17 protein-coding genes and 1 tRNA gene are annotated in these 22981 nt (G+C 69.6%); 7 read left to right on the forward strand and 11 right to left on the reverse strand.

Annotation, left to right across the window (positions count from 1 at the left end; all coding sequences use genetic code 11):
- Positions 1 to 237: 237 nt before the first annotated feature.
- The 3 genes from hrpA to OG521_19145 all read left to right on the forward strand — a co-directional run bounded on the left by hrpA (position 238) and on the right by OG521_19145 (position 4973).
- Positions 238 to 4158, forward strand: a complete 3921-nt coding sequence (hrpA, locus tag OG521_19135; protein WUW22794.1) for an ATP-dependent RNA helicase HrpA — start codon at positions 238 to 240, stop codon at positions 4156 to 4158.
- 138 nt (positions 4159 to 4296) lie between these two features.
- Positions 4297 to 4371, forward strand: a tRNA-Asp gene (locus tag OG521_19140).
- A 140-nt stretch (positions 4372 to 4511) separates the two neighbouring features.
- A complete protein-coding gene (locus tag OG521_19145) occupies positions 4512 to 4973 on the forward strand; it encodes a DUF6274 family protein (protein WUW22795.1) in 462 nt (153 codons plus the stop codon).
- A 523-nt stretch (positions 4974 to 5496) separates the two neighbouring features.
- Here OG521_19145 and bldC read toward each other — a convergent pair.
- Together bldC and OG521_19155 are read right to left on the reverse strand one after the other, a co-directional pair.
- Positions 5497 to 5703 carry a developmental transcriptional regulator BldC gene (gene bldC / locus OG521_19150; protein ID WUW22796.1) on the reverse strand — a complete coding sequence of 69 codons (207 nt, stop codon included), beginning with the start codon at positions 5701 to 5703 and terminating at the stop codon, positions 5497 to 5499.
- A 512-nt stretch (positions 5704 to 6215) separates the two neighbouring features.
- Positions 6216 to 7061 (reverse strand): hypothetical protein, encoded by an 846-nt coding sequence (locus OG521_19155; protein ID WUW22797.1) that lies wholly within the window; start codon positions 7059 to 7061, stop codon positions 6216 to 6218.
- Between the two features lie 188 nt (positions 7062 to 7249).
- On the opposite strand from OG521_19155, the gene OG521_19160 reads away from it, so the two are divergent.
- Positions 7250 to 8341 (forward strand): valine dehydrogenase, encoded by a 1092-nt coding sequence (locus OG521_19160; protein ID WUW22798.1) that lies wholly within the window; start codon positions 7250 to 7252, stop codon positions 8339 to 8341.
- A 354-nt stretch (positions 8342 to 8695) separates the two neighbouring features.
- On the forward strand, positions 8696 to 8950 hold the full coding sequence (locus tag OG521_19165; GenBank protein WUW22799.1) for a DUF3073 domain-containing protein: 255 nt from the start codon (positions 8696 to 8698) through the stop codon (positions 8948 to 8950).
- A gap of 341 nt (positions 8951 to 9291) precedes the next feature.
- On the opposite strand, the gene purM is transcribed toward OG521_19165, so the two are convergent.
- Complete coding sequence (purM, locus tag OG521_19170) at positions 9292 to 10365, reverse strand: phosphoribosylformylglycinamidine cyclo-ligase (GenBank protein WUW22800.1); 1074 nt, start codon at positions 10363 to 10365, stop codon at positions 9292 to 9294.
- 60 nt (positions 10366 to 10425) lie between these two features.
- A complete protein-coding gene (purF, locus tag OG521_19175; GenBank protein WUW22801.1) occupies positions 10426 to 11952 on the reverse strand; it encodes an amidophosphoribosyltransferase in 1527 nt (508 codons plus the stop codon).
- Positions 11953 to 12800: 848 nt separating this feature from the next.
- On the opposite strand from purF, the gene OG521_19180 reads away from it, so the two are divergent.
- A complete protein-coding gene (locus OG521_19180; protein WUW22802.1) occupies positions 12801 to 14237 on the forward strand; it encodes a sulfatase-like hydrolase/transferase in 1437 nt (478 codons plus the stop codon).
- 10 nt (positions 14238 to 14247) lie between these two features.
- On the opposite strand, the gene OG521_19185 is transcribed toward OG521_19180, so the two are convergent.
- Together OG521_19185 and OG521_19190 are read right to left on the reverse strand one after the other, a co-directional pair.
- A complete protein-coding gene (locus OG521_19185; GenBank protein WUW22803.1) occupies positions 14248 to 15048 on the reverse strand; it encodes a maleylpyruvate isomerase family mycothiol-dependent enzyme in 801 nt (266 codons plus the stop codon).
- A 186-nt stretch (positions 15049 to 15234) separates the two neighbouring features.
- The gene (locus OG521_19190; protein ID WUW22804.1) at positions 15235 to 15873 is read right to left on the reverse strand and encodes a TetR/AcrR family transcriptional regulator; all 639 of its coding nucleotides are present in this window, start codon (positions 15871 to 15873) and stop codon (positions 15235 to 15237) included.
- 134 nt (positions 15874 to 16007) lie between these two features.
- Here OG521_19190 and OG521_19195 point away from each other — a divergent pair, with 134 nt between their 5' ends.
- Complete coding sequence (locus OG521_19195) at positions 16008 to 17774, forward strand: MFS transporter (protein WUW22805.1); 1767 nt, start codon at positions 16008 to 16010, stop codon at positions 17772 to 17774.
- On the opposite strand, the gene OG521_19200 is transcribed toward OG521_19195, so the two are convergent.
- The 5 genes from OG521_19200 to purS form a co-directional block, all read right to left on the reverse strand.
- Positions 17759 to 18754: a peptidoglycan DD-metalloendopeptidase family protein gene (locus OG521_19200; GenBank protein ID WUW22806.1), complete on the reverse strand. Its 996-nt coding sequence runs from the start codon at positions 18752 to 18754 to the stop codon at positions 17759 to 17761. The two genes, OG521_19195 and OG521_19200, sit on opposite strands and share 16 nt — an antisense overlap.
- Positions 18755 to 18838: 84 nt before the next feature.
- Positions 18839 to 19420, reverse strand: coding sequence for a winged helix-turn-helix domain-containing protein (locus tag OG521_19205; protein WUW22807.1), 582 nt, complete (start codon positions 19418 to 19420; stop codon positions 18839 to 18841).
- Positions 19421 to 19608: 188 nt separating this feature from the next.
- Positions 19609 to 21858: a phosphoribosylformylglycinamidine synthase subunit PurL gene (gene purL, locus OG521_19210; protein ID WUW22808.1), complete on the reverse strand. Its 2250-nt coding sequence runs from the start codon at positions 21856 to 21858 to the stop codon at positions 19609 to 19611.
- Positions 21855 to 22535, reverse strand: coding sequence for a phosphoribosylformylglycinamidine synthase subunit PurQ (purQ, locus tag OG521_19215; protein ID WUW22809.1), 681 nt, complete (start codon positions 22533 to 22535; stop codon positions 21855 to 21857). The genes purL and purQ overlap by 4 nt, the downstream gene beginning before the upstream one ends.
- Positions 22532 to 22792 (reverse strand): phosphoribosylformylglycinamidine synthase subunit PurS, encoded by a 261-nt coding sequence (gene purS, locus OG521_19220; protein ID WUW22810.1) that lies wholly within the window; start codon positions 22790 to 22792, stop codon positions 22532 to 22534. The genes purQ and purS overlap by 4 nt, the downstream gene beginning before the upstream one ends.
- Positions 22793 to 22981: the final 189 nt, after the last annotated feature.

A 22981-nucleotide genomic window follows, 5' to 3' on the forward strand; every position in this document is an offset into this window, starting at 1 on the left:
TCGCCGTCGCCGGTCCGCAGAACAGTCCCAGGACGACAGCGAGGGCCGCCGGCAGGCAGCACCACGACGAACGGGACACGGCGGACAGGCCTTCCGGCAGGGGCTCGGCAGAGAGATCGACTGTCCGGAATGGTACGTGCTGTGACCGCGCGCTCCCCGACCGTGCGGGTCCGGTGACCGAGACCGCGCGAAATAGGTTCGCCGTTCCTCGGGCCCGGGTGAGATCCTGGGACCCGTATGTCTACTTCCTTTGCCGATCTCCAGTCCCAGCTCGGGCAGCTCTCGCTCCGCGACGCGCACCGGCTCGGCCGCCGCCTCGAAGGCGCGCGCCGCATTCGTCAGCCCGAGGCCCAGCAGGCCGTGCTGGACGAGATCGCGGGCCAGGCCACCAAGGCAGCCGGGCGGCTCGCGCTGCGGGCCGGGCGGCTGCCTGCCCTGTCGTACCCCGAACAGCTGCCGGTCAGCCAGAAGAAGGACGAGATCCTGGAGGCGATACGCGACCACCAGGTCGTGATCGTCGCCGGTGAGACCGGCTCCGGCAAGACCACCCAGATCCCCAAGATCTGCATGGAGCTGGGCCGTGGCGTCCGCGGCATGATCGGGCACACCCAGCCGCGCCGGATCGCGGCGCGCACGGTGGCCGAGCGCATCGCCGAGGAGCTGAGGACGCCGCTGGGCGAGGCCGTCGGCTGGAAGGTCCGGTTCACCGACCAGGTCAACCAGGACGCGACGTTCGTCAAGCTGATGACGGACGGCATCCTGCTCGCCGAGATCCAGACGGACCGCGAGCTGCTCGCATACGACACGATCATCATCGACGAGGCCCACGAGCGGTCGCTGAACATCGACTTCCTGCTCGGCTACCTGGCCCGGCTGCTGCCCAAGCGCCCGGACCTGAAGGTCGTCATCACCTCGGCGACCATCGACCCGGAGCGTTTCGCGCGCCACTTCGGCGAGGCGCCGATCGTCGAGGTCAGCGGGCGTACGTATCCCGTCGAGGTGCGTTACCGTCCCCTCCTCGAAGAGGACAGCGAGGACTCCGACCGCGACCAGATCACCGCGATCTGCGACGCCGTGGACGAGCTCCAGACGGAGGGGCCGGGCGACGTCCTGGTCTTCCTCTCCGGCGAGCGGGAGATCCGTGACACCGCGGACGCGCTCGGCAAACGCAACCTCAGACACACCGAGGTGCTCCCCCTCTACGCGCGCCTGTCGCACGCCGAGCAGCACCGCGTGTTCCAGCGCCACACCGGACGCCGGGTCGTCCTCGCGACGAACGTCGCCGAGACCTCGCTGACCGTCCCCGGCATCAAGTACGTGATCGACCCGGGCAACGCCCGCATCTCCCGCTACAGCCACCGCACCAAGGTCCAGCGGCTGCCGATCGAGCGGATCTCGCAGGCCAGCGCCAACCAGCGCAAGGGCCGCTGCGGCCGTACGTCGGACGGCATCTGCATCCGGCTGTACTCCGAGGACGACTTCCTGACCCGGCCGGAGTTCACCGACCCGGAGATCCTGCGGACGAACCTGGCGTCCGTCATCCTCCAGATGACCGCGGCCGGCCTCGGCGACATCGAGAAGTTCCCCTTCATCGACCCGCCGGACCACCGCAACATCCGTGACGGTGTGCAGCTCCTCCAGGAGCTCGGCGCGCTCGACCCGGACGAGAAGGATCCGAAGAAGCGGCTCACCCCGCTGGGGCGTCAGCTCTCCCAGCTGCCGGTGGACCCGCGGCTCGCCCGCATGGTCATCGAGGCCGACCGCAACGGCTGTGTCCGCGAGGTCATGGTCATCGCCTCCGCGCTCTCCATCCAGGACCCGCGCGAGCGGCCGTCCGAGAAGCAGACGCAGGCCGACCAGCAGCACGCCCGGTTCAAGGACGAGACGTCCGACTTCCTGGCGTTCCTGAACCTGTGGCGCTACATCCGCGAGCAGCAGAAGGAGCGCGGCTCCTCCAGCTTCCGCCGGATGTGCAAGCAGGAGTACCTGAACTTCCTGCGCATCCGCGAATGGCAGGACATCTACGCGCAGCTGCGTACGGTCGCCAAGCAGATGGGGATCGAGCTCAATGAGGACGATGCCCCGGAGCAGTCGGTGCACACCTCGCTGCTCGCCGGTCTGCTGTCGCACATCGGGCTGAAGGACACCGAGAAGAACGAGTACCTGGGCGCCCGCAGCGCCAAGTTCGCGATCTTCCCCGGTTCGGCGCTGTTCAAGAAGCAGCCGCGGTTCGTGATGTCGGCCGAACTGGTCGAGACGTCCCGGCTGTGGGCGCGGGTGAACGCCCGGGTCGAGCCGGAGTGGATCGAGCCGCTGGCCCAGCATCTGCTGAAGCGCACCTACAGCGAGCCGCACTGGGAGAAGGACCAGGCGGCGGTGATGGCGTACGAGCGGGTCACGCTGTACGGCGTACCGATCGTGGCCCAGCGCAAGATCAATTTCGGCCGGATCGACCAGGAGACCTCGCGGGACCTCTTCATCCGCAACGCCCTGGTCGAGGGCGACTGGCGCACCCACCACCAGTTCTTCCACGACAACCGCAAGCTCCTGGGCGAGGTCGAGGAGCTGGAGCACCGCGCCCGGCGCCGCGACATCCTCGTGGACGACGAGACGCTGTTCGACTTCTACGACCAGCGGATCCCGGAACACGTCGTCTCGGGCGCGCACTTCGACTCGTGGTGGAAGCACAAGCGCAAGGACGAGCCGGACGCGCTGGACTTCGAGCGCTCCATGCTCATCAACGAGAAGGCCGGGGCCGTCACCAAGGACGACTACCCGGACTCCTGGCGGCAGGGGAAGCTCAAGTTCCGGGTGACGTACCAGTTCGAGCCCGGCGCGGACGCGGACGGTGTGACCGTCCACATCCCGCTCCAGGTGCTCAACCAGGTCACGTCCGACGGCTTCGACTGGCAGATCCCCGGCCTGCGCGAGGAAGTGGTCACCGAGCTGATCCGCTCCCTGCCGAAGCCGATCCGCCGGCACTACGTGCCCGCGCCGAACTACGCGGACAAGTTCCTGGACCGGGCCGTGCCCCTCCAGGAGCCGCTGCCGTTCACCCTGGCGCGCGAGCTCCAGCGGATGGTCGGCGTCCCCGTCACGGCCGACGACTTCGACCTCACCCGGGTCCCGGACCACCTGAAGATCACCTTCCGGGTCGTCGACGAGCGGCGCCGCAAGGTGGCCGAGGACAAGGACCTGGAGGCGCTGCGCGTCCAGTTGCGTCCCAAGGCCCGTCAGGCGCTCTCCAAGGCCGCCGCGGCGACCGCGGGCCCCACCGGTGAGTCCATCGAGCGGTCGGGCCTCACGGACTGGACGATCGGCGCGCTGGACCGGGTCTTCGAGACCCGTCGGGCCGGTCAGCCGGTGAAGGCGTTCCCGGCTCTGGTCGACCAGGGCGAGACAGTGGCCGTACGGCTCTTCGACACCGAGGCCGAGCAGCAGCAGGCGATGTGGCGCGGCACCCGGAAGCTGATCCTGCTGAACATCCCGGTGAACCCGGCGAAGTTCGCATCGGACAAGCTCACCAACCAGCAGAAGCTCGCGCTGTCCCGCAATCCGCACGGCTCCATCCAGGCGCTCTTCGACGACTGCGCGACGGCGGCCGCCGACCGGCTGATCGCCGCGCACGGCGGCCCGGCCTGGGACGAGGCGTCGTTCCGGAAGCTGTACGACAAGGTGCGCGCCGACCTGGTGGACCTGACCGTCCGCACGATCGGCCAGGTCCAGCAGATCCTGGCGGCCTGGCAGGCCTGCGAGCGCCGGCTGAAGACCACCAACAGCCTGGTCCTGATCAACAACGTCACGGACGTACGGGACCACCTGGCCCGTCTCGTGCCACCCGGGTTCGTCACCCTGACCGGACTGCGCAGGCTGCCCGACCTGATGCGCTACCTGGTCGCCGAGGACCGCCGGCTCCAGCAGATGCCGACGAACGTCCAGCGCGACACCACGCGCATGGAGAAGGTCCACGAGATGCAGGACGAGTACGCCTGGCTGCTGGAGCAACTGCCGCAGGGCAGGCCCGTTCCGCAGGAGGTCCTGGACATCCGCTGGATGATCGAGGAGCTGCGGGTCAGCTATTTCGCGCACGCCCTGGGCACCGCTTTCCCCGTCTCGGACAAGCGGATCGTGAAGGCGATCGACGCCGCCGCCCCGTAAGCCGTACGGCGGCGGGCACGCGGGCGGCCCGGGGGTGCGCGCGTAACGGCCTCACCACCAGGAGTGAGGTCGACCGCACCCTCTGACCTCCTGTACAGTCTGTCTTCGCAGCCAGCCGCAAGGCAGCCGCGAAAACCTGGTCCTGTGGAGCAGTTTGGAGTGCTCGCCACCCTGTCAAGGTGGAGGCCGCGGGTTCAAATCCCGTCAGGACCGCAGTAACGAAAGCCCGGATCCCCTGGATCCGGGCTTTCGTGCGTCTTGACTCCGGTGTCCGCCGACGAGTACTCAGAAACCAGGGGCTGTCCCTGGTTTCCTGGGGCGGGACGGCGCGCAACCACCGGGAGGTGGCGCGGATGGCGGCATCCACGGGCGAGGACTTCCGGCCGGACCGGTCCGGTGCCCGCGAACCCGTCCGCGGGAGGACGCCCCGGCACGAGATCCGCGCCCTGCTGCGCGCCCATCTGGCGGCGGCCTCGGGCTATCGCCACCTCACCCGGCACTGCGCGGTCTGCGCGCGGATACTCCGGCTCGCGCTGGACCCTGCGACGGCCTCCGGGGCCCGGGAACGGACCGCGGAGGGCCCGGCGGCCCACAGCGCCCCGGAGCGCGCCCGGGCGTCCGAGGAGGCCGCCTCCCGGGCGCAGGAGCCCTCGGAGGCCGGCCTTCGGGCGCCTGTGGCGCGGGCCGCCCCCTTGCCCGCGCCGGCCTTCCATGCCGCCGTACGCGCCCCGGCGCCGCCCGGCCGGCCCGAGGAGGCCCCGGACACCGGCCCCCGAGCCTCACGGACCGAGGACGAAAGTCCTGCCGACGCGTGACCAATGGCGTGGCCTTCCGCTCCACAGCAGTGGCAGTCTCGTACTTGGCAAGACTCATGCCATGTGACGGGTGTCACCGAATCAGTTTTGAGAAGGGGTGACTTTACGCCCTTCCTACAACTGGCGAATTTAATATGTGCAATTGCACCACCCGGACAGGGGCCCCGCAGGAACCCTCGAACCACCCCGGTCCGGCCCTCGCGGGGCGAGGGCGCACAGTCCCGCACAGACCCGAGCAAGCTCGCACGAGACCCCCACGGGGCTCGCACGGAGCCAACCGGACGCCCGGTTTTCAGCCCGCGAGAGGCGCGAGCAGCGGGGACACGGCAGGACTCACGCCGGCCGCACAGCGCACAAAAAAGATCGCGCTGGACCCGGCGGAGTCCAGCGCGATCTCATGACAAAACCCGTATGGCACAGGTATGGCGCCCGTTGGGGCGGACGCCCGTCATATGGAGCTATGGGTGGGCTATGTGGGTTGGGGGACCCAAAAGCCCAGTTGTGACGCGGCGACAGGGGTATGTCAGGCCTCGCTGCGCTGCTGCGGAATACCCGCAAGCAGTGCGCGGACCTCTGCCTCGCGGTACCGGCGATGTCCACCGAGCGTGCGGATGGACGTGAGCTTGCCTGCCTTGGCCCAACGGGTCACCGTCTTCGGGTCCACGCGGAACATCGTGGCAACCTCAGCCGGGGTCAGCAGCGGCTCGGCATCAGGGGTGCGAGCGGTCATGAGCGGCCTCCTCGGGAGAACCGAACCATCTCGGTTCTTTCCTCTAAATTCTGCACCTTGACCCGCGTTGCCCGAAATGGCGGACGCGGGCCGAGTCGGTTATAGGACGAACGGCTTGTCCTCGGCACTACAACTACACCATCCGTCCAGCCACGTCGGCCAAACCGATGGAATTGCCCTCCCAGGTGTTCATCAGCGACGGAAGCCGATGGACCATGCCATAGCGGACAGTCACACCACCGTGACGATCAGTCACAGAGCGATCAGGAGTCATCAGACCCCCCATAGAGTGCAATGCAGAGCAATCCGCCCTTACTTGGACGGATGGAGCCCTCCCCGGACTCCTTGTCCTATTTTGGCACGAGGAGTAGGGAAGGACGCAAGGGCCCCGTAAGTGCTATCCATCACGCTTGAGGCAAAGGCCCGGTTCGGGACGTAGGTCCTAAGACCACTGAAGTACGCTTCCGCCTCTTCACTCTCACGTGTCACACAGGGCACAGGTTCATGGCACGTCAGTTCGCGAACTGGCGGTCCCTCACGGCCCTCCAGCGCTCCGCGAGACGCGCGTACGCCTCGCCCGCCCCCTCCGCGTCCCCGGCACCGAGCGCCGCGATGCCCTCCGCCACATCGGCGGCGCTCCGGTCCCCCGCAAGCTGCTCCGCGGGCAGCGCGTGCACGAGCCCGCCGTAGTCCAGCTCCACGAGCGAGCGCGGGTGGAACTCCTCCAGCCACCGCCCGACGTCCACCAGCCCCTCGGTCAGCGGCCCCTCGTCCATGGACTCCCGCAGCGTCTTCAGCGCCCGGGCCAGCCGGCGCCGCGCCTGGACCATCGGCGTCCGGTACCGCAGCACCGGCGGGTCACCGTCCTCGCCCGCCACCAGGTACTCGCGCTCCTCGTCCGAGAACAGGACGAACCAGCGCACCGGCACCTGCCACACCGCCGTCCTGATCCACGGCCGGGCGTCCGGATTGCGCTCCGCCCACCGCTCGTGGTCCGCCACCGCCTGCCCGCGCACCACCGGCGGCAGCACCGCGTCGAGCACCGGACCGGGGAACATGTCCGCCAGCCCGTCCAGCGCCAGCCACCCGCGCAGCCGGGTCCGCCACGGGCAGACGCACACCACCCCGTCCACCTCGGCGACGAACGCGTCCGCGCTCTCGTGCGCCGGCACACCGACCGGCGGGGTCGCCGCCAAGTCGGCCAGCGAACGGCGCAGTTCGTCCTGGGCCGTGGGAATCCGCTCGCGGCCCGCATAGCGGGCCCAGTGCGCACGTTCGGCCTCCGGGAAGGCCGCCAGTGGCTCGTACACCCGGAGGTAGGACGCGTAAGGGACGAACACCGAAGACACCACCGACATGCAGCAGATCGTGTCACGCCCGTACTCCCCTGGTGGGTGATCCTCTCCACGCGACCGGATCTTCCTCGGCCGGGGGCCGGCGCCGGCCTTAAGCTCATGCCCGTCGGACCTGCCGTCACGGCCGGTCCGGGGCCCTCCCCACCTTCAGGAGGGTCTTCTCCGCCGCTTCGTACTTGGGAGTCACCACAGTGACCGATGTGACCGGCGTGCCCGTCGACGTACTGCACACCCTGTTCCACTCGGACCAGGGGGGCCACGAACAAGTCGTCCTCTGCCAGGACCGCGCCAGCGGCCTCAAGGCCGTCATCGCCATCCACTCCACCGCCCTGGGCCCGGCCCTCGGCGGCACCCGCTTCTATCCGTACGCCTCCGAGGAGGAGGCCGTCGCGGACGCGCTGAACCTGGCGCGCGGCATGTCGTACAAGAACGCCATGGCCGGTCTCGAACACGGCGGCGGCAAGGCCGTCATCATCGGGGACCCCGAGCAGATCAAGAGCGAGGAACTGCTGCTGGCCTACGGCCGCTTCGTGGCCTCGCTCGGCGGCCGCTACGTGACGGCCTGCGATGTCGGCACGTACGTCGCCGACATGGACGTCGTGGCCCGCGAGTGCCGCTGGACCACCGGCCGCTCCCCCGAGCACGGCGGCGCCGGCGACTCCTCCGTGCTCACCTCCTTCGGCGTCTTCCAGGGCATGCGGGCCTCGGCCCAGCACCTGTGGGGCGACCCGACGCTGCGTGGCCGGAAAGTGGGCATCGCCGGTGTCGGCAAGGTGGGCCACCACCTCGTCGAGCACCTGCTGGCGGACGGCGCCGAGGTGGTGATCACCGATGTGCGGGCCGAGTCCGTGCGCCGGATCACCGAGAAGCACCCCGAGGTCGCCGTCGCGGTGGACACCGACGCGCTCATCCGCACCGAGGGCCTGGACATCTACGCCCCGTGCGCGCTCGGCGGCGCCCTGAACGACGACACCGTCCCGGTGCTCACCGCCTCGGTGGTGTGCGGTGCGGCCAACAACCAGCTCGCGCACCCGGGCGTCGAGAAGGACCTGGCGGACCGGTCGATCCTGTACGCCCCCGACTACGTCGTGAACGCGGGCGGTGTCATCCAGGTCGCGGACGAGCTGCACGGCTTCGACTTCGACCGGTGCAAGGCGAAGGCGGCGAAGATCTTCGACACCACGCTGGCCATCTTTGCGCGTGCGAAGGCCGACGGCATCCCGCCGGCCGCCGCGTCCGACCGGATCGCCGAACAGCGGATGGCCGAAGCACGCCGCGGCTGACAGGGGCGGGCCCCGTCGGGCGTCACCGCCTGTAGGCAGCACGCACACGGTCCGCGCACGGCACGGCTACGGCATGCGTACGGTTTGCGACCCGTCGACCGGCGAGACAAGACTCACCCCGGTCGGCGGGTCGCATGCCAATATGAGGTTAAAATCGCAGTTGACCAGCGAGGACAGAGCTCTTCGCGGGTCCTCTTCCGAGGCGCGTGATGCGGGCGGCGTACCGTATGGCCGCGGAAGCAGGTACCGTTAAAGCACTACAGGCGCGGTCTCTCTGCCGAGAGTCCGTCCTGAAACATGAACGCGTGTCAAGACTCTGGGGCCATCGAGCCCCGTCACCGAGGGGGTCGAGCCATGGGGCGCGGCCGGGCAAAGGCCAAGCAGACCAAGGTCGCCCGTCAGCTGAAGTACAGCAGCGGCGGGACTGACCTGTCGCGTCTGGCCAATGAGCTGGGCGCATCACCTTCGAGTCAACCACCGAACGCTGAGCCGTTCGAGGACGACGACGAGGAAGATGACCCGTACGCACAGTACGCGGATCAGTACAACGACGATGACGAGGACGAGGACGATCAGTCCGGTCCGTCGTCACAGCGCCGCGGCGCTTGACCTCGCGCTGACACATCAACCCGGTCCGGGCCTGTCCCGGACCGGGTTCTGTGCTGTCCCGGTCCGGATCGTGCGCGGTGTGCCGCATGCGGGGTCCACTGCCACTGCCTGCCGGCGTCTGCCGTCCTGCGCCGCATTCGACGTCGTCGCGTGCCCTGTGTCCGCTGCGGCACTCGGCGTCGCGGGCTGAGTGTCCTCCGCCGCCCGCAACGTCACTCGCCTTGGTTCGTCCGCCGCACGCAACGGTGCGCCACGGGCTCGTCCCGGGCCGTCATGGCCATGGCACCCGGACGGGCCGTCGCGGCCCGTCCGGCGCCTGCGGGCATCCCGCGCGCCCGCGCTCAGCGCGCGTACCCGCCCACGAGCTCCGCGCCCGTCGTGTGCGCACCGCGGTCGGTGATCTCGCCGGCGACCCAGGAGTCGACGCCACGGTCGGCCAGTGTCGTCAGGGCCGCGTCCACCGACTCCGCCGGGACGATCGCGATCATGCCGACGCCCATGTTCAGCGTCTTCTCCAGCTCCAGCTGCTCGACCTGACCGGCCTTGCCCACGAGGTCGAAGACCGCGCCGGGCGTCCAGGTGGAACGGTCCACCGTCGCGTGCAGGGAGTCCGGGATGACCCGGGCCAGGTTGTTGGCCAGTCCGCCGCCGGTGACGTGGCTGAAGCCGTGCACCTCGGTCGTACGGGTCAGCGCCAGGCAGTCCAGGGAGTAGATCCGGGTCGGCTCCAGGAGCTCCTCGCCGAGCGTCCGGCCGAACTCCTCGACCTGGCGGTCCAGCGCCCAGCGGGCCCGGTCGAAGACGACGTGACGGACGAGCGAGTACCCGTTGGAGTGAAGACCGGACGATGCCATCGCGATGACGGCGTCGCCCTTGCGGATACGGTCCGGGCCGAGCAGGCTGTCGGCCTCGACGACACCCGTACCGGCGCCGGCGACATCGAAGTCGTCCGCGCCGAGCAGGCCGGGGTGCTCGGCGGTCTCGCCGCCGACGAGGGCGCAGCCGGCCAGCACACAGCCCTCGGCGATGCCCTTCACGATGGCCGCGACACGCTCGGGATGCACCTTGCCGACGCAGATGTAGTCGGTCATGAAGAGCGGTTCGGCACCGCAGACGACGAGGTCGTCCACGACCATGCCGACGAGGTCGTGGCCGATGGTGTCGTACACGCCCATCTGGCGGGCGAGGTCGACCTTCGTGCCGACGCCGTCGGTGGCGGAGGCGAGCAGCGGACGCTCGTAGCGCTTGAGGGCCGAGGCGTCGAAGAGCCCGGCGAAGCCGCCGAGACCGCCGAGGCCCGCGACCTCGGGGCGCTGCGTCTTCTTCACCCACTCCTTCATCAGCTCTACGGCGCGGTCGCCGGCCTCGATGTCGACGCCCGCTGCCGCGTAGGAAGCACCTGTTGTCTCAGACATTGCCTGGGATCTTTCGTGTGGAAATACGGGGCTGGGGGGAAGGCTGCCGTGCGGTCCGGGTCACGGACGGCGCAGCGCGTCGGCCGCGGCGGTCGCCGCAGGGCCTGCCGCCAGCTCGGTCTCCAGCAGCTGCTTGCCGAGCAGCTCCGGGTCCGGCAGCTCCATCGGGTACTCACCGTCGAAGCAGGCGCGGCACAGATTCGGCTTGTCGATCGTCGTCGCCTCGATCATCGCGTCGATCGAGATGTACGAGAGCGAGTCGGCCCCCATCGACGTGGCGATCTCGTCGACGGACATGCCGTTGGCGATCAGCTCGGCGCGGGTCGCGAAGTCGATTCCGAAGAAGCAGGGCCACTTCACCGGCGGGGACGAGATCCGGATGTGGATCTCGGCGGCGCCGGCCTCGCGGAGCATCCGGACGAGTGCGCGCTGGGTGTTGCCGCGGACGATCGAGTCGTCGACGACCACCAGTCGCTTGCCCTTGATGACTTCCTTGAGCGGGTTCAGCTTGAGGCGGATGCCCAGCTGCCGGATGGTCTGCGAGGGCTGGATGAAGGTCCGGCCGACGTAGGCGTTCTTCACCAGTCCGGCGCCGAACGGGATTCCGCTGGCCTCCGCGTAACCGATGGCCGCGGGGGTGCCGGACTCCGGTGTCGCTATGACCAGATCGGCCTCGACCGGGGCTTCGGCAGCCAGCTTGCGGCCCATCTCCACCCGGGAGAGGTAGACGTTGCGCCCGGCGATGTCCGTGTCGGGGCGGGCCAGGTAGACGTACTCGAAGACACAGCCCTTCGGCTTCGCTTCTGCGAAGCGCGAGGTGCGGAGCCCGTTCTCGTCGATGGCGACGAGCTCGCCCGGCTCGATCTCGCGGACGAAGCTGGCACCGCAGATGTCGAGGGCGGCGGACTCGGAGGCCACCACCCAGCCACGCTCCAGCCGGCCGAGGACCAGCGGGCGGATGCCCTGCGGGTCGCGGGCCGCATAGAGGGTGTGCTCATCCATGAAGACGAGGGAGAAGGCGCCCTTCACCTCGGGAAGCACCTTGCCGGCGGCTTCCTCGATGGTGAGCGGCTTGCCGTCCTCATCGGTCTGGCCGGCGAGCAGAGCGGTCACCAGATCGGTGTCGTTGGTCGCGGCGACCTGGGTGGCGCGGCCGTCCTTGCGCGGAAGGTCGGCGACCATCTCGGCGAGCTGGGCCGTGTTGACCAGGTTGCCGTTGTGACCCAGGGCGATCGAGCCGTGCGCGGTCGCACGGAACGTCGGCTGCGCGTTCTCCCACACCGAGGCACCGGTGGTGGAGTAGCGGGCATGACCGACCGCGATATGGCCCTGGAGGGATCCCAGAGACGTTTCGTCGAAGACCTGCGAGACCAGTCCCATGTCCTTGAAGACCAGGATCTGGGACCCGTTGCTCACTGCGATGCCCGCGGACTCCTGTCCACGGTGCTGCAGGGCATACAGTCCGAAATAGGTGAGCTTGGCGACCTCTTCACCCGGAGCCCAGACACCGAAGACGCCACAAGCGTCCTGGGGGCCTTTCTCTCCGGGGAGCAGGTCGTGGTTGAGTCGTCCATCACCACGAGGCACGCCACCGAGTGTAGGCGAGATCGACCACTGGTCCGAATTGGGGACACCCCGCCCGAGCACGGGTGAACGGACTCCACACCCCCCTTCCGACCCCCTTCCACCCCCTACCGCACGGTGACGCGGAGTGATCACGCTCCGGTGTGCGCATGAGGGCCGCAACGGGCGGAGGGCAGTCGTCGCCCCGATCAACGGCGGGTTACCGACAGGTTCCGGCCACTGGGCTCGGGCACCGGCGGGACGAGTTCGTGGCACTCCGTGAGGCGGCCGACCCCGCCGTCCCGCGGGGTGGCCGAACGCTCATTTCGTGGCGAGCCTCACACCGGGACGACCGGTATGCGGCTTCTGGCGAGCGGCTGGAGGTGGGGGAGGTGGCTGTGGGGAGGTCGGCTGGGGCGACGGGGGCGGCGGTGCGGCTGTCAGGAGCCGTCGACGTCCGCGGGCGGACCCGTCCGAGGCGCGAGACCGGCGTTGACAGGCGCATGGCGCGTTGGCAGGCTCCTGGCCCATGCAGCCCCTCGGTGACCGCACGGTCACGCTCGTGGAGCGCCGTCACGTCGATCTGGGACGTGTATCGAGCGCCATCTGTCGCCGCGCCTGATTCCTCCGGCGCGCACGAGGGTTCCGCTGCCTCACCTCTTCTCCCCCTCTCCTGCTGTCCCCTCCCCCGCTCCGCCCTCCCGGCTCCGCCGAGGCCGCCCGGGCCCGTAGGCACGCGCATCCACAGTCGCCCCCGCCGCCGACGGACGTGACGGGACCCTCCTCCGCCTCCACTGCCGTCTCCACTGCCCCCTCCGATGCCGCATCCGCTGCCGTCCCGCTGAGCGGCCCAGCCCTGCCCTGGAGCAGTCATGCCTTCTCACGACTCGAACCACAGTTCCGGCTCTCCGCTGACCCGCCGCGCCTTCGGAACCGCCGTCGGCGCCACGGCCGCGACCGCCGCGGTGGGCGTGACCGCAGCCGCCCCCGCCGCTGCGGAACCGGTCGCCCCCGAGCAGGCCTTCCGGGCGGCCCGGGGCCGGCACTCCCGGCGGCCCAACATCCTGTTCATCCTCGGGGACGACCTCGGCTGGGCCGATCTCTCCTCGTACGGGTCGCCGGACATCCGTACCCCGAACCTGGACCGGCTCGGCCGGCAGGGTGTGCGGTTCACCGATGCCTACGCCGGGTCCGCGACCTGCTCACCGACCCGGTTCAGCCTGTACACCGGCCGCTATCCCGGGCGTACGAAGGGCGGCCTCGCCGAACCCATCGCAGACCGGTCGGTCGGTCTCGAACCCACTCACCCGACGCTCGCCTCGCTGCTGCGCGGCGCCGGATACGCGACCGCGCTGATCGGCAAGTGGCACTGCGGCTACCTGCCGGACTACAGCCCCACCAAGTCCGGCTGGGACGAGTTCTTCGGCAACTTCGGCGGGGCGCTGGAGTACTACTCGAAGCTCGGTCTCGGCGGTGAGTACGACCTCTACGAGGGCGATGCCGAGTACAAGGACCTGCGCTACTACACGCGCATCCTGACCGAGCGGGCGAGCGAGTACGTCCAGCGCGACCACGACAAGCCGTGGCTGCTCAACCTCAACTTCACCACACCGCACTGGCCCTGGATCGCCGAGGGCGACACGGCCGAGAGCGCCGAGATCGTACGGAAGATCAAGGAGGGCGGTCTCGGCGGGCTGTTCCACGCCGACGGGGGCTCGCTCGCCAAGTACAAGGAAATGGTCGAGGACCTGGACCGCTCGGTCGGCGAGGTACTGAAGGCGCTGAAGCGGTCCGGGCAGGAGGAGGACACCCTGGTCTTCTTCGCCAGCGACAACGGCGGTGAGCGCTTCTCCTACCAGTGGCCGCTCTCCGGCAACAAGGGCTCCCTCCAGGAGGGCGGCATCCGGGTGCCCGCCGTACTGCGCTGGCCGGCCAGGATCGATCCCCGCCAGGTGAGCGATCTGCCGCTGTTCTCCCCCGACTGGACGGCGACGCTGCTGGAACTCGCCGGTGCCCGCCCCGATCCGGCATACCCGCTGGACGGCATCAGCCTCGCCGGATACCTCCTGCGGGGCGAACAACCCCGGGAACGGGACCTGTTCTGGCGGGTGCGCGGGGAGCGCGCGCTGCGCCGCGGGGACTGGAAGTACTACCGGGGCAGCGGCGGGGCGGACCAGCTCTTCCACCTGGCGAAGGACCAGCGGGAGCAGGCCGACCGCGCGGCCGCCGAGCCGGCACTGCTGGCAGCACTGAAAGCGGCCTGGGAACGGACGGACGCCGGCCTGCTGCCCTATCCGAAGAGCTCCTGACCGGCGCTCGTCACCCCATCAGGGGCAGCAGCGCGGCAAGGTCGGCCCGTTCGCCGCTGGCGCCGACCTTCGCCGCGTCGAGTTCCCGCGCCCACGACGTACGCCCGGTGGCGAGCCGGATCCAGGTGAGCGGATCGGTCTCGACGACATTGGGCGGCGTGCCGCGGGTGTGCCGGGGTCCCTCGACGCACTGGACGACGGCGAACGGCGGGACCCTCACCTCGACCGAACCGCCCGGCGCCTTCTCCGCCAGGGCGTCGGCGAGCAACCGGGTGCAGGCGGCCAGCGCCTGACGGTCGTACGGGATGTCCAGCCCGGCCGCCTCGTTGAGGTCGTACGTGTGGACCACGAGCTCCACGGTGCGCGTGACCAGGAAGTCCCCGAGCCGCATGACACCGACCCGGGTGGCCAGCAGCCGGTCCTCGGAGGTGCCCAGCACCAGCGCCTCGAATCGGTCGGCCACCTCCGCGTACAGGGCGTCCGGATCGGGGTGCCCGGCGGCGAGCGCCACGGTGTCGTCGGCGATCCGGCCGGCCCGCTCCGCTGTGGCGAACGGCCACTCCAACAAGGTCGTCTCAGGCTTGGCCAGAGCCGGTTCGGGCAGTTCGAGATGCCTGCTGACGTGCGAGAGCGCCATGGTCACGTGGACGGCGAGCTCGCGCACGGTCCATGCGCCGAGCCCACTCGGCGCGTCCAGCTGCTGCGGTGTCAGCGCGCTCACTGCGGTGCGGACATGGGCGAACTGCGCCAGGACCGCAGTGCGGGTCCTGACCGGGTCGTAGCGACGGGCGCGCTTCCGGGACGGCGGCATGCACGGGAGCCTACGACGTACCGCCGGAGTCGCGTGACGGGCGGGGGAGAGCGCGGCGGCAGACCGGGGTCGGGCGGGGGCGGGCGGGGGCGGGCGGGGGCTGGGCCGGGCAGGAGAGAGCGAGGGTGGGGGTGGGGGTGAGGGCCGGGGTCGGGGTCGGGGTCGGGGTAGGCAGGGTGGCCCGGGTCAGGCGCGGGTCGCGAAGTCGCCCAGGCCCTTCTCCAGCAGGTCGAACCCTCGCTCGGCAAGCGCGACGGCGTCCGCCGCGATCGCGTCGGCCGACTCACCTGCGAGCAACCGCCGTTGGTTCTCGGTGATCAAGGTATTGCGGGTGCTGATCAACTGGGCAGCCACGATGCGCGCGACAGCCGGATCCTCCCCGTCCTCGACCAGGACGTCGACCAGCATCTCGTCGGTGCGCGCGAAGAACGCGTAGGCCCGGGTCAGCAGGGCCGGCGTCTGCTGGATCAACTGGATGAGCCCCAGCGCCACCGGCGAATCACTCATCCCGACCGCGGGGTCCCGGTCCTCGATCGCGGCCAGGAAGTGGCGACGCATACCGGCCACCGCTGACTCGCCGGGGGCCCGGTCACGCACCACCCGGGCGACATCGCCGATGTGCTCCTCCATGGGAGCGAGAACCAAGTCCTCTTTGCTGTCAAAGTAGTTGAAGACGGTCATCTTCGACACATCGGCCGCTTCGGCGATTTCCGCAACCGAGACCTCGTCGAACCCGCGCTCGCCGAAGAGCCTCGTGGCCTCGGCCAGCAGACGGCGTCGCGTCTGGATCTTCTTGCGCTCGCGCAGGCCCATCCCCTCGGTCATGCCATCACTGTACCAGGATGAAACTTGATCTCAGAATAATTTTTATCCTGGATGTAAAGTTGACCCAGTACATTTTTACGGGAACAGTGGTGCCCACCAAGGCGGTACTTCGCCGCCCAGGAGGGGAGCCCGCCATGCCCAAAGCCCTGTCCACAGCCTTGCCCGAAGCACCGTCCGGACGGCCGTCTGAAGCGCCGCCCAACGCACCGTCCGACGCGCCATCCGACGCATCGCCCGACGCATCGCTCGACGCGCCCACCGGCGCGTCCACCGAGGCCGGTCCCACGGCCTCCGCCTCCCCCGCCCGCCCGCCGGGCTCCGGCGGAAGGCGCACCCTCGGCATCGCGCTCTGCGTCATCACGATCCTCCTGGCCGTGCTCGACTCGAACATCGTGTCCTCGGCGACCGTGCCGATCGTCCGCGACCTCGACCCGGCCCATGGCCTCGACCGGATCCCGTGGCTGATCGCCGCCTACCAGCTCGCCGCGACCGCCGCCCTCCCGCTGTACGGAAAGCTCTGCGACTCACTCGGCCCGAAGAAGGTCTTCATCGGGGCGCTGGCCACGTTTCTGACCGGGTCCGCGCTGTGCGGCATGGCGCAGTCCATGGGCGAACTGATCGCCGCACGCGCCCTCCAGGGCATTGGCGGCGGTGGCCTGATGAGCGTCACCATGGTCGTCCTGCACCACCTCGCCAGACAGGGGCCCGAGGCCGACGACAGCGGCACCCGGAGCCAAAGCCCAAGCCGCAAGCGAAGCCACAAGGACGCATCCGGCGCAGGCGGCACCGCCGGCAACGCGTCCTCCGGCACGGGCCGGAGCGAGAAGGGCGGCAACCTCGGCGGAGTCATCGCCGGTGCCGGCATGGCCCTCGGCCCCTGGCTGGGCGGATCCCTCGCCGACCATGCCGGGTGGCGATGGATCTTCTACGTCAATCTGCCGGTCGGCATCGCCGTCCTGGTCGCCGCCATCACAGTCCTGCAGCTCCCCTCCGGCACCACACGCCACAGGATCGACTTCCTCGGCGCAGGTCTCGCCGCCGCCTTCTCCACCTCGCTTCTCCTGGTCACCGAGTGGGGCGGCCAGGACCACGCCTGGTCCTCCCCGCTGATCGTCGGCCTGCTGGTCACCGCCGTCGCCGCCCTCGGCCTCTTCCTCCGGCGCCAGGCCACCGCGGCCGAACCGATCCTGCCGCTCACCCTGTTCGCCAACCGGACGATGCGCTACGGCTTCGCCATCCAAGGGCTGGTCGGCGCCGCGATGATGGGGTCGATCGTCTACGTCATGATCTATCTCCAAGTCGTACGGGGAGTCGCCGCGACCTCGGCCGGGCTGTATCTGGTCCCCATGGCGGTCGGCATGACCGTGGTCGGTCTCGTCTCCGGCCGCCTCGTATCGGCCGGCTGGTCGCAGAAGACCTTCGTTGTCAGCGGCACGGTCTTCGCGTCGGCCGCCCTCGCCCTGCTGGCCACCCTGACGACGGACACCGGTCTCTGGACGGTGCGCGGCGCGATGCTGCTCATGGGGCTGGGCTTCGGACAGCTCGTCGGGCAGCTCATCCAGCTGATCCAGGACACCGCCCCACCCCGCCAACTGGGCGTCGCGACCACCGGAGTCCGCTTCTTCCAGACCCTCGGGACCGCCCTCGGCGCCGCCCTCCTCGGCACCGTGCTCAGCAGGGTGTACGCGGCCCGCGGGCCCGGTGGGACGACCAGCGGGATCGGCTGGCTCACCGGCGCCGCGCACCAACAGGCCCTGAACGCCTTCGCCTCCTCCACCGATGTGGTGTTCGGCTGCGCCACCGCCGTGATGGTCCTGGCCCTGGTCCTGGCCACCCGACTGCCGGGCGCGGCGGCGCGGGCTCAGGAAGGCGCGGCGGCGCGGACTCAGGAAGCGGTCTGAGCCGCGTCCTGACCGGGAACAGGACTCCCGTCAGCAGGCCCTCCGACCGTGAACGTCTCGCCGTTGGCCGGCACGCCTATCCCGCGCCAGGTAAACGGAATTCCGATCGCCACATCCAGGTCCGGATCGTCCATCAGCTGGAAATGCACATGCGGTTCGGTGGAATTCCCCGAGTTTCCGCATTCGGCGAGCTGCTGCCCGGTCCGGACGGTGTCCCCCACGCGCACTCGGAGCGAGCCGCGCCGCAGATGGGCGTAGAGCGCATACGTACCGTCGCCCAGGTCGAGCACGATGTGGTTCCCGACGATGCTGCCCGGTCCGAGCACGTCCCGTATGGACGCCTCGATCACCATCAGATACACCAGCGCGGGCATGGAATTGCGGCTGAGATGGTCGCGCCGTCCGTGCGAGGCGTGGACCACCGTGCCGTCGGCGACCGCGAGCAGCGGGGCTCCGAACGCCGGAAAGTGGTGGTTGCGCCGGGCGACCGGCCACAGGCGGCGGAACTCCGGACGGGACAGGCCGTCGTCCGCAGCGGCCGATCCCCCGGGGCCTTCTGCCGGATCCTCCCCGGCTCGCGGCGGAGGCCGGGAATCGTCACGCGGCTGAGGGTCGTCACGCAGCTGAGGGTCGCAAGGCGGCTGAGGCTCATCGCACGGCCGGGGCTCGGCCACGATGTCGATCGCGTACGTCTGCCCGTAGCCGTGTATCCCGTGGCTGGGCACCTTGTCCGCCGGACTGTTCAACGCGGTCCAGCGCCCGGACACCGGAGGTTCCACCTCCACCGCGGGCGGCGGGTCGGCCACGGCCGCGCGGGCCTTGCGGCCCGCCGTCAGCAGCAGGGCGATCGCGGCGACAGCGGGCACCCAGGTCACCCAGTACGGGAACGGTGGGCGGGTGGAGAGGCTGATGACCACCATCGCGAAGAAGATGATCCAGCAGAGCCGGTAGAGCACCATGACGGTCTTGCGGGCAGACATGACTTCCCCCTGGTCGTCGGGTCCGAACGTCGGTCTCTTCGTCGTCGTCTCGTCAGTGGTCGCGGATGGCCCGCACGGGCCTCCTCAGGGTCTGGCCGCCGTGAGGATCACCAGCAGCGGCACCACGCGGGCCCCCGGGACCTCGTATCTCCCGCGCCCCTTCGTCTGCAGCCAGCCCGCGCCGGTCAGCTGACGCAGATGGTGGTAGATCTGCCCCGTCGTCCCGGTCTCCTCGAGCGCGGCGAGCTCCGCCGCCGTGCGCCGGCCGCCGAGGATCTCCCGGAGCAGCCGCAGCCGCACCGGGTGGCCGAGGGCGGCGAAGGACTCGGCGGTATCCGACCAGTCGGCACCGGGCGCCGCCCGACCGCTCTCCTCTCCGCCCCCCTCCTCCGTCCTGTCACTGCCATCCGCCTCGGCGGGCCTTTCCACGTCCAGCAGCTGCTCGGTCAGCGCGCCGTACTGCCACTCGTACCGCTCACCCGTCGGCAGCCGCACCGCCCCCGTATAGAGCACTCCCCCGTCAGCCACCCCCGCCCCCGAGAGCTCCTGCTTCAACCCCTCCAGGGCCCAGAAATCGGCCCCGGTCGGTCGCGGCGCCTCGGGGTGGTCGCCCACGAGCGCCTCAAGCCGTCTCTCCAGCTCCGAGACCCGTTCCTCCAGTTCCATTGCTCAAGGATTACGTAATTACGTAATCCCCGTCAAGCCCTCCCCTGAAACCGGCGGAACCAACCCGGGCATGCAGAAGCCCCCGTCCGGTCGAACCGGGCGGGGGCTTCTGCAAAGCGTGACGCGCGCACGTGGCAGCACATCACGACACGTCACAGCACGTCACAGTGCCTGACAGTCGGGCGGGGCTACGCCAGCAGCGCGGGGATCGTTCCCTCGTGCGCCGTACGCAGCTCGCTCAGCGGGATGCTGAACTCGCCCTGGATCTCGATCTCCTCGCCGTCCACGACACCGATCCGGGTCACGGGCAGACCCCGCGCCCCGCACATGTCGTTGAAGCGGAGCTCCTCGCTGCGCGGGATCGAGACGATCGCGCGTCCCGCCGACTCGGAGAACAGGAACGTGAACGCGTCCAGTCCGTCCGGCACGACCAGCCGGGCACCCTTCCCGCCGCGCAGGCAGGACTCGGTGACCGCCTGGATCAGGCCGCCGTCGGACAGGTCGTGCGCCGCGTCGATCATGCCGTCGCGGGACGCCGAGATCAGGATCTCGCCGAGCAGCTTCTCGCGGCCCAGGTCGACCTTGGGCGGCATGCCGCCGAGGTGCTGGTGGACGACCTCGGACCAGGCCGAGCCGCCGAACTCCTCGTGCGTGTCACCCAGCAGGTAGAGGAGCTGGCCCTCTTCCTTGAAGGCGACCGGCGTACGCCGGGTCACGTCGTCGATCACACCGAGCACGGCCACGACCGGCGTCGGGTGGATCGCCGTGTCACCGGTCTGGTTGTACAGCGACACGTTGCCGCCGGTGACCGGGGTGCCCAGCTCCAGGCAGCCGTCCGCCAGACCACGGGTGGCCTCGGCGAACTGCCACATGACGTCCGGGTCCTCGGGCGAACCGAAGTTCAGGCAGTCCGAGATGGCGAGCGGCTTGGCGCCGGAGGCGGCGACGTTGCGGTACGACTCCGCCAGCGCGAGCTGCGCGCCGGTGTACGGGTCGAGCTTCGCGTACCGGCCGTTGCCATCGGTCGCCATGGCCACGCCGAGGTTGGACTCCTCGTCGATGCGGACCATGCCGGCGTCCTCGGGCATCGCGAGCACGGTGTTGCCCTGCACGAACCGGTCGTACTGGTCCGTGATCCAGGACTTCGAGGCCTGGTTCGGGGAGGAGACCAGCGCCAGCACCTGCTCGCGCAGCTCGGCGCCGTTCGCCGGACGGGCCAGCTTTCCGGCGTCGTCGGCCTGCAGCGCGTCCTGCCAGGACGGGCGGGCGAACGGGCGGTGGTAGGTCGGGCCCTCGTGGGCGACGGACCGCGGCGGCACGTCCACGATCTGCTCGCCGTGCCAGAAGATCTCCAGCTGCGAGCCCTCGGTCACCTCACCGATGACGGTGGCGATGACGTCCCACTTCTCGCAGATCTCCAGGAAGCGGTCCACGTGCTGCGGCTCGACGATCGCGCACATGCGCTCCTGCGACTCGCTCATGAGGATTTCCTCGGGCGAGAGGGAGGAGTCGCGCAGCGGCACGGTGTCCAGCTCGACGCGCATACCGCCGGAGCCGGCCGAGGCCAGCTCGGAGGTAGCACAGGAGAGCCCGGCGCCGCCGAGGTCCTGGATGCCCGCGACGAGCTTCTCCTTGAAGATCTCCAGGGTGCACTCGATGAGGAGCTTCTCCTGGAACGGGTCGCCGACCTGGACGGCGGGCCGCTTGGTGGGCTTGGTGTCGTCGAAGGTCTCCGAGGCCAGCACGGAGACGCCGCCGATGCCGTCGCCGCCGGTGCGGGCGCCGTAAAGGATCACCTTGTTGCCGGGGCCTGAGGCCTGGGCCAGGTGGATGTCCTCGTGCTTCATCACGCCGATGCAGCCGGCGTTGACGAGCGGGTTGCCCTGGTAGCAGGCGTCGAAGACGACCTCGCCGCCGATGTTCGGCAGGCCGAGACAGTTTCCGTAGCCGCCGATGCCCGCGACGATGCCCGGCAGGACGCGCCGGGTGTCGGGGTGGTCGGCCGCACCGAAGCGCAGCGGGTCGACGACCGCGATCGGACGGGCACCCATGGCGAGGATGTCGCGGACGATGCCGCCGACGCCGGTGGCCGCGCCCTGGTAGGGCTCGATGTACGAGGGGTGGTTGTGCGACTCGACCTTGAAGGTGACCGCGTAGCCCTGACCGACGTCGACCACACCGGCGTTCTCGCCGATGCCGACGAGCATCGCGTCGTTCTCCGGGACCTTCTCGCCGAACTGCTTGAGGTGGACCTTGCTGCTCTTGTAGGAGCAGTGCTCGGACCACATCACGGAGTACATGGCGAGCTCGGCGCCGGTGGGACGGCGGCCCAGGATCTCGCGGATCCGGGCGTACTCGTCCTCCTTGAGGCCGAGCTCCTTCCAGGGCTGCGCGGTGTCCGGGGTTTCGGCCGCGTGCTTGACCGTGTCCAGGCTCATGCGTTGACCAGCTTCTTGATGATCGAGGTGAAGAAACCGAGACCGTCGGTACGACCGGTGCCGACCAGCGGCTCCACGGCGTGCTCCGGGTGCGGCATCAGGCCGACGACGTTGCCCGCGGCATTGGTGATGCCGGCGATGTCGCGCAGCGAGCCGTTGGGGTTCACGTCCACGTAGCGGAACGCGACACGGCCCTCCGCCTCCAGCTCGTCGAGTGTGTGCTCGTCGGCGGTGTAGCGGCCGTCCATGTTCTTGAGCGGTACGGAGATTTCCTGGCCCGCGGAGTAGTCCGAGGTCCAGGACGTCTCCGCGTTCTCGACGCGCAGCTTCTGGTCGCGGCAGATGAAGTGCAGGTGGTTGTTGCGCAGCATCGCGCCGGGCAGCAGGTGCGCCTCGGTCAGGATCTGGAAGCCGTTGCAGATGCCGAGAACCGGCATGCCCGCCTTCGCCTGCTCGATCACCGTCTCCATGACGGGCGAGAAGCGCGAGATGGCGCCGGCCCTCAGGTAGTCGCCGTAGGAGAAACCGCCCGCCAGGATGACCGCGTCGACCTGGTGCAGGTCCTTGTCGCGGTGCCACAGCGATACGGGCTCGGCGCCGGCGACCCGTACGGCCCGAAGGCTGTCCTGGTCGTCGAGCGTGCCCGGAAAGGTGACGACTCCGATACGAGCAGTCACTTCGACTCCTCGGCCTTCTCCACCTTCACGGTGAAGTCCTCGATCACGGTGTTGGCGAGGAACGTCTCGGCCATCTCGTGAATACGGGTGAGGGCGGCGTCATCGACCGGCCCCTCGACCTCCAGCTCGAAACGCTTTCCCTGACGTACGTCCGCGATTCCCTCGAAGCCGAGACGGGGCAGCGCACGCTGCACAGCCTGTCCCTGCGGGTCGAGAATCTCGGGCTTGAGCATGACGTCGACTACGACGCGTGCCACTGGCACTCCCGGTGTGGTGGTGTGGTGCGGCTGTTTCTCCGGGGGGTTCCCCAGACCCCCGCGGGTCCACTCAGCGTACCTGGCCTGAAATTCTACGCGGGTAGATATCGAGCGGCCCGGATCACGCCGAGATATCGGCCGCGACAACGGGTGCGGAAAATCCTGCAAAAAAAATCCTCACCAGCAGCA

It is taken from the genome of Streptomyces sp. NBC_01463 (genome assembly GCA_036227345.1).
Lineage (GTDB): Bacteria > Actinomycetota > Actinomycetes > Streptomycetales > Streptomycetaceae > Streptomyces.

Excerpts from the sequence above, each read along its gene's own strand:
- OG521_19165 (WUW22799.1), top strand. The coding sequence starts at position 8,696 with ATGGGGCGCGGCCGGGCAAAGGCCAAGCAGACCAAGGTCGCCCGTCAG.
- OG521_19155 (WUW22797.1), bottom strand. The coding sequence starts at position 7,061 with ATGTCGGTGGTGTCTTCGGTGTTCGTCCCTTACGCGTCCTACCTCCGG.
- OG521_19195 (WUW22805.1), top strand. The coding sequence starts at position 16,008 with ATGCCCAAAGCCCTGTCCACAGCCTTGCCCGAAGCACCGTCCGGACGG.
- OG521_19200 (WUW22806.1), bottom strand. The coding sequence starts at position 18,754 with ATGTCTGCCCGCAAGACCGTCATGGTGCTCTACCGGCTCTGCTGGATC.
- hrpA (WUW22794.1), top strand. The coding sequence starts at position 238 with ATGTCTACTTCCTTTGCCGATCTCCAGTCCCAGCTCGGGCAGCTCTCG.
- OG521_19205 (WUW22807.1), bottom strand. The coding sequence starts at position 19,420 with ATGGAACTGGAGGAACGGGTCTCGGAGCTGGAGAGACGGCTTGAGGCG.
- purM (WUW22800.1), bottom strand. The coding sequence starts at position 10,365 with ATGTCTGAGACAACAGGTGCTTCCTACGCGGCAGCGGGCGTCGACATC.
- purL (WUW22808.1), bottom strand. The coding sequence starts at position 21,858 with ATGAGCCTGGACACGGTCAAGCACGCGGCCGAAACCCCGGACACCGCG.
- OG521_19145 (WUW22795.1), top strand. The coding sequence starts at position 4,512 with ATGGCGGCATCCACGGGCGAGGACTTCCGGCCGGACCGGTCCGGTGCC.
- OG521_19180 (WUW22802.1), top strand. The coding sequence starts at position 12,801 with ATGCCTTCTCACGACTCGAACCACAGTTCCGGCTCTCCGCTGACCCGC.
- OG521_19190 (WUW22804.1), bottom strand. The coding sequence starts at position 15,873 with ATGACCGAGGGGATGGGCCTGCGCGAGCGCAAGAAGATCCAGACGCGA.
- bldC (WUW22796.1), bottom strand. The coding sequence starts at position 5,703 with ATGACCGCTCGCACCCCTGATGCCGAGCCGCTGCTGACCCCGGCTGAG.
- OG521_19185 (WUW22803.1), bottom strand. The coding sequence starts at position 15,048 with ATGCCGCCGTCCCGGAAGCGCGCCCGTCGCTACGACCCGGTCAGGACC.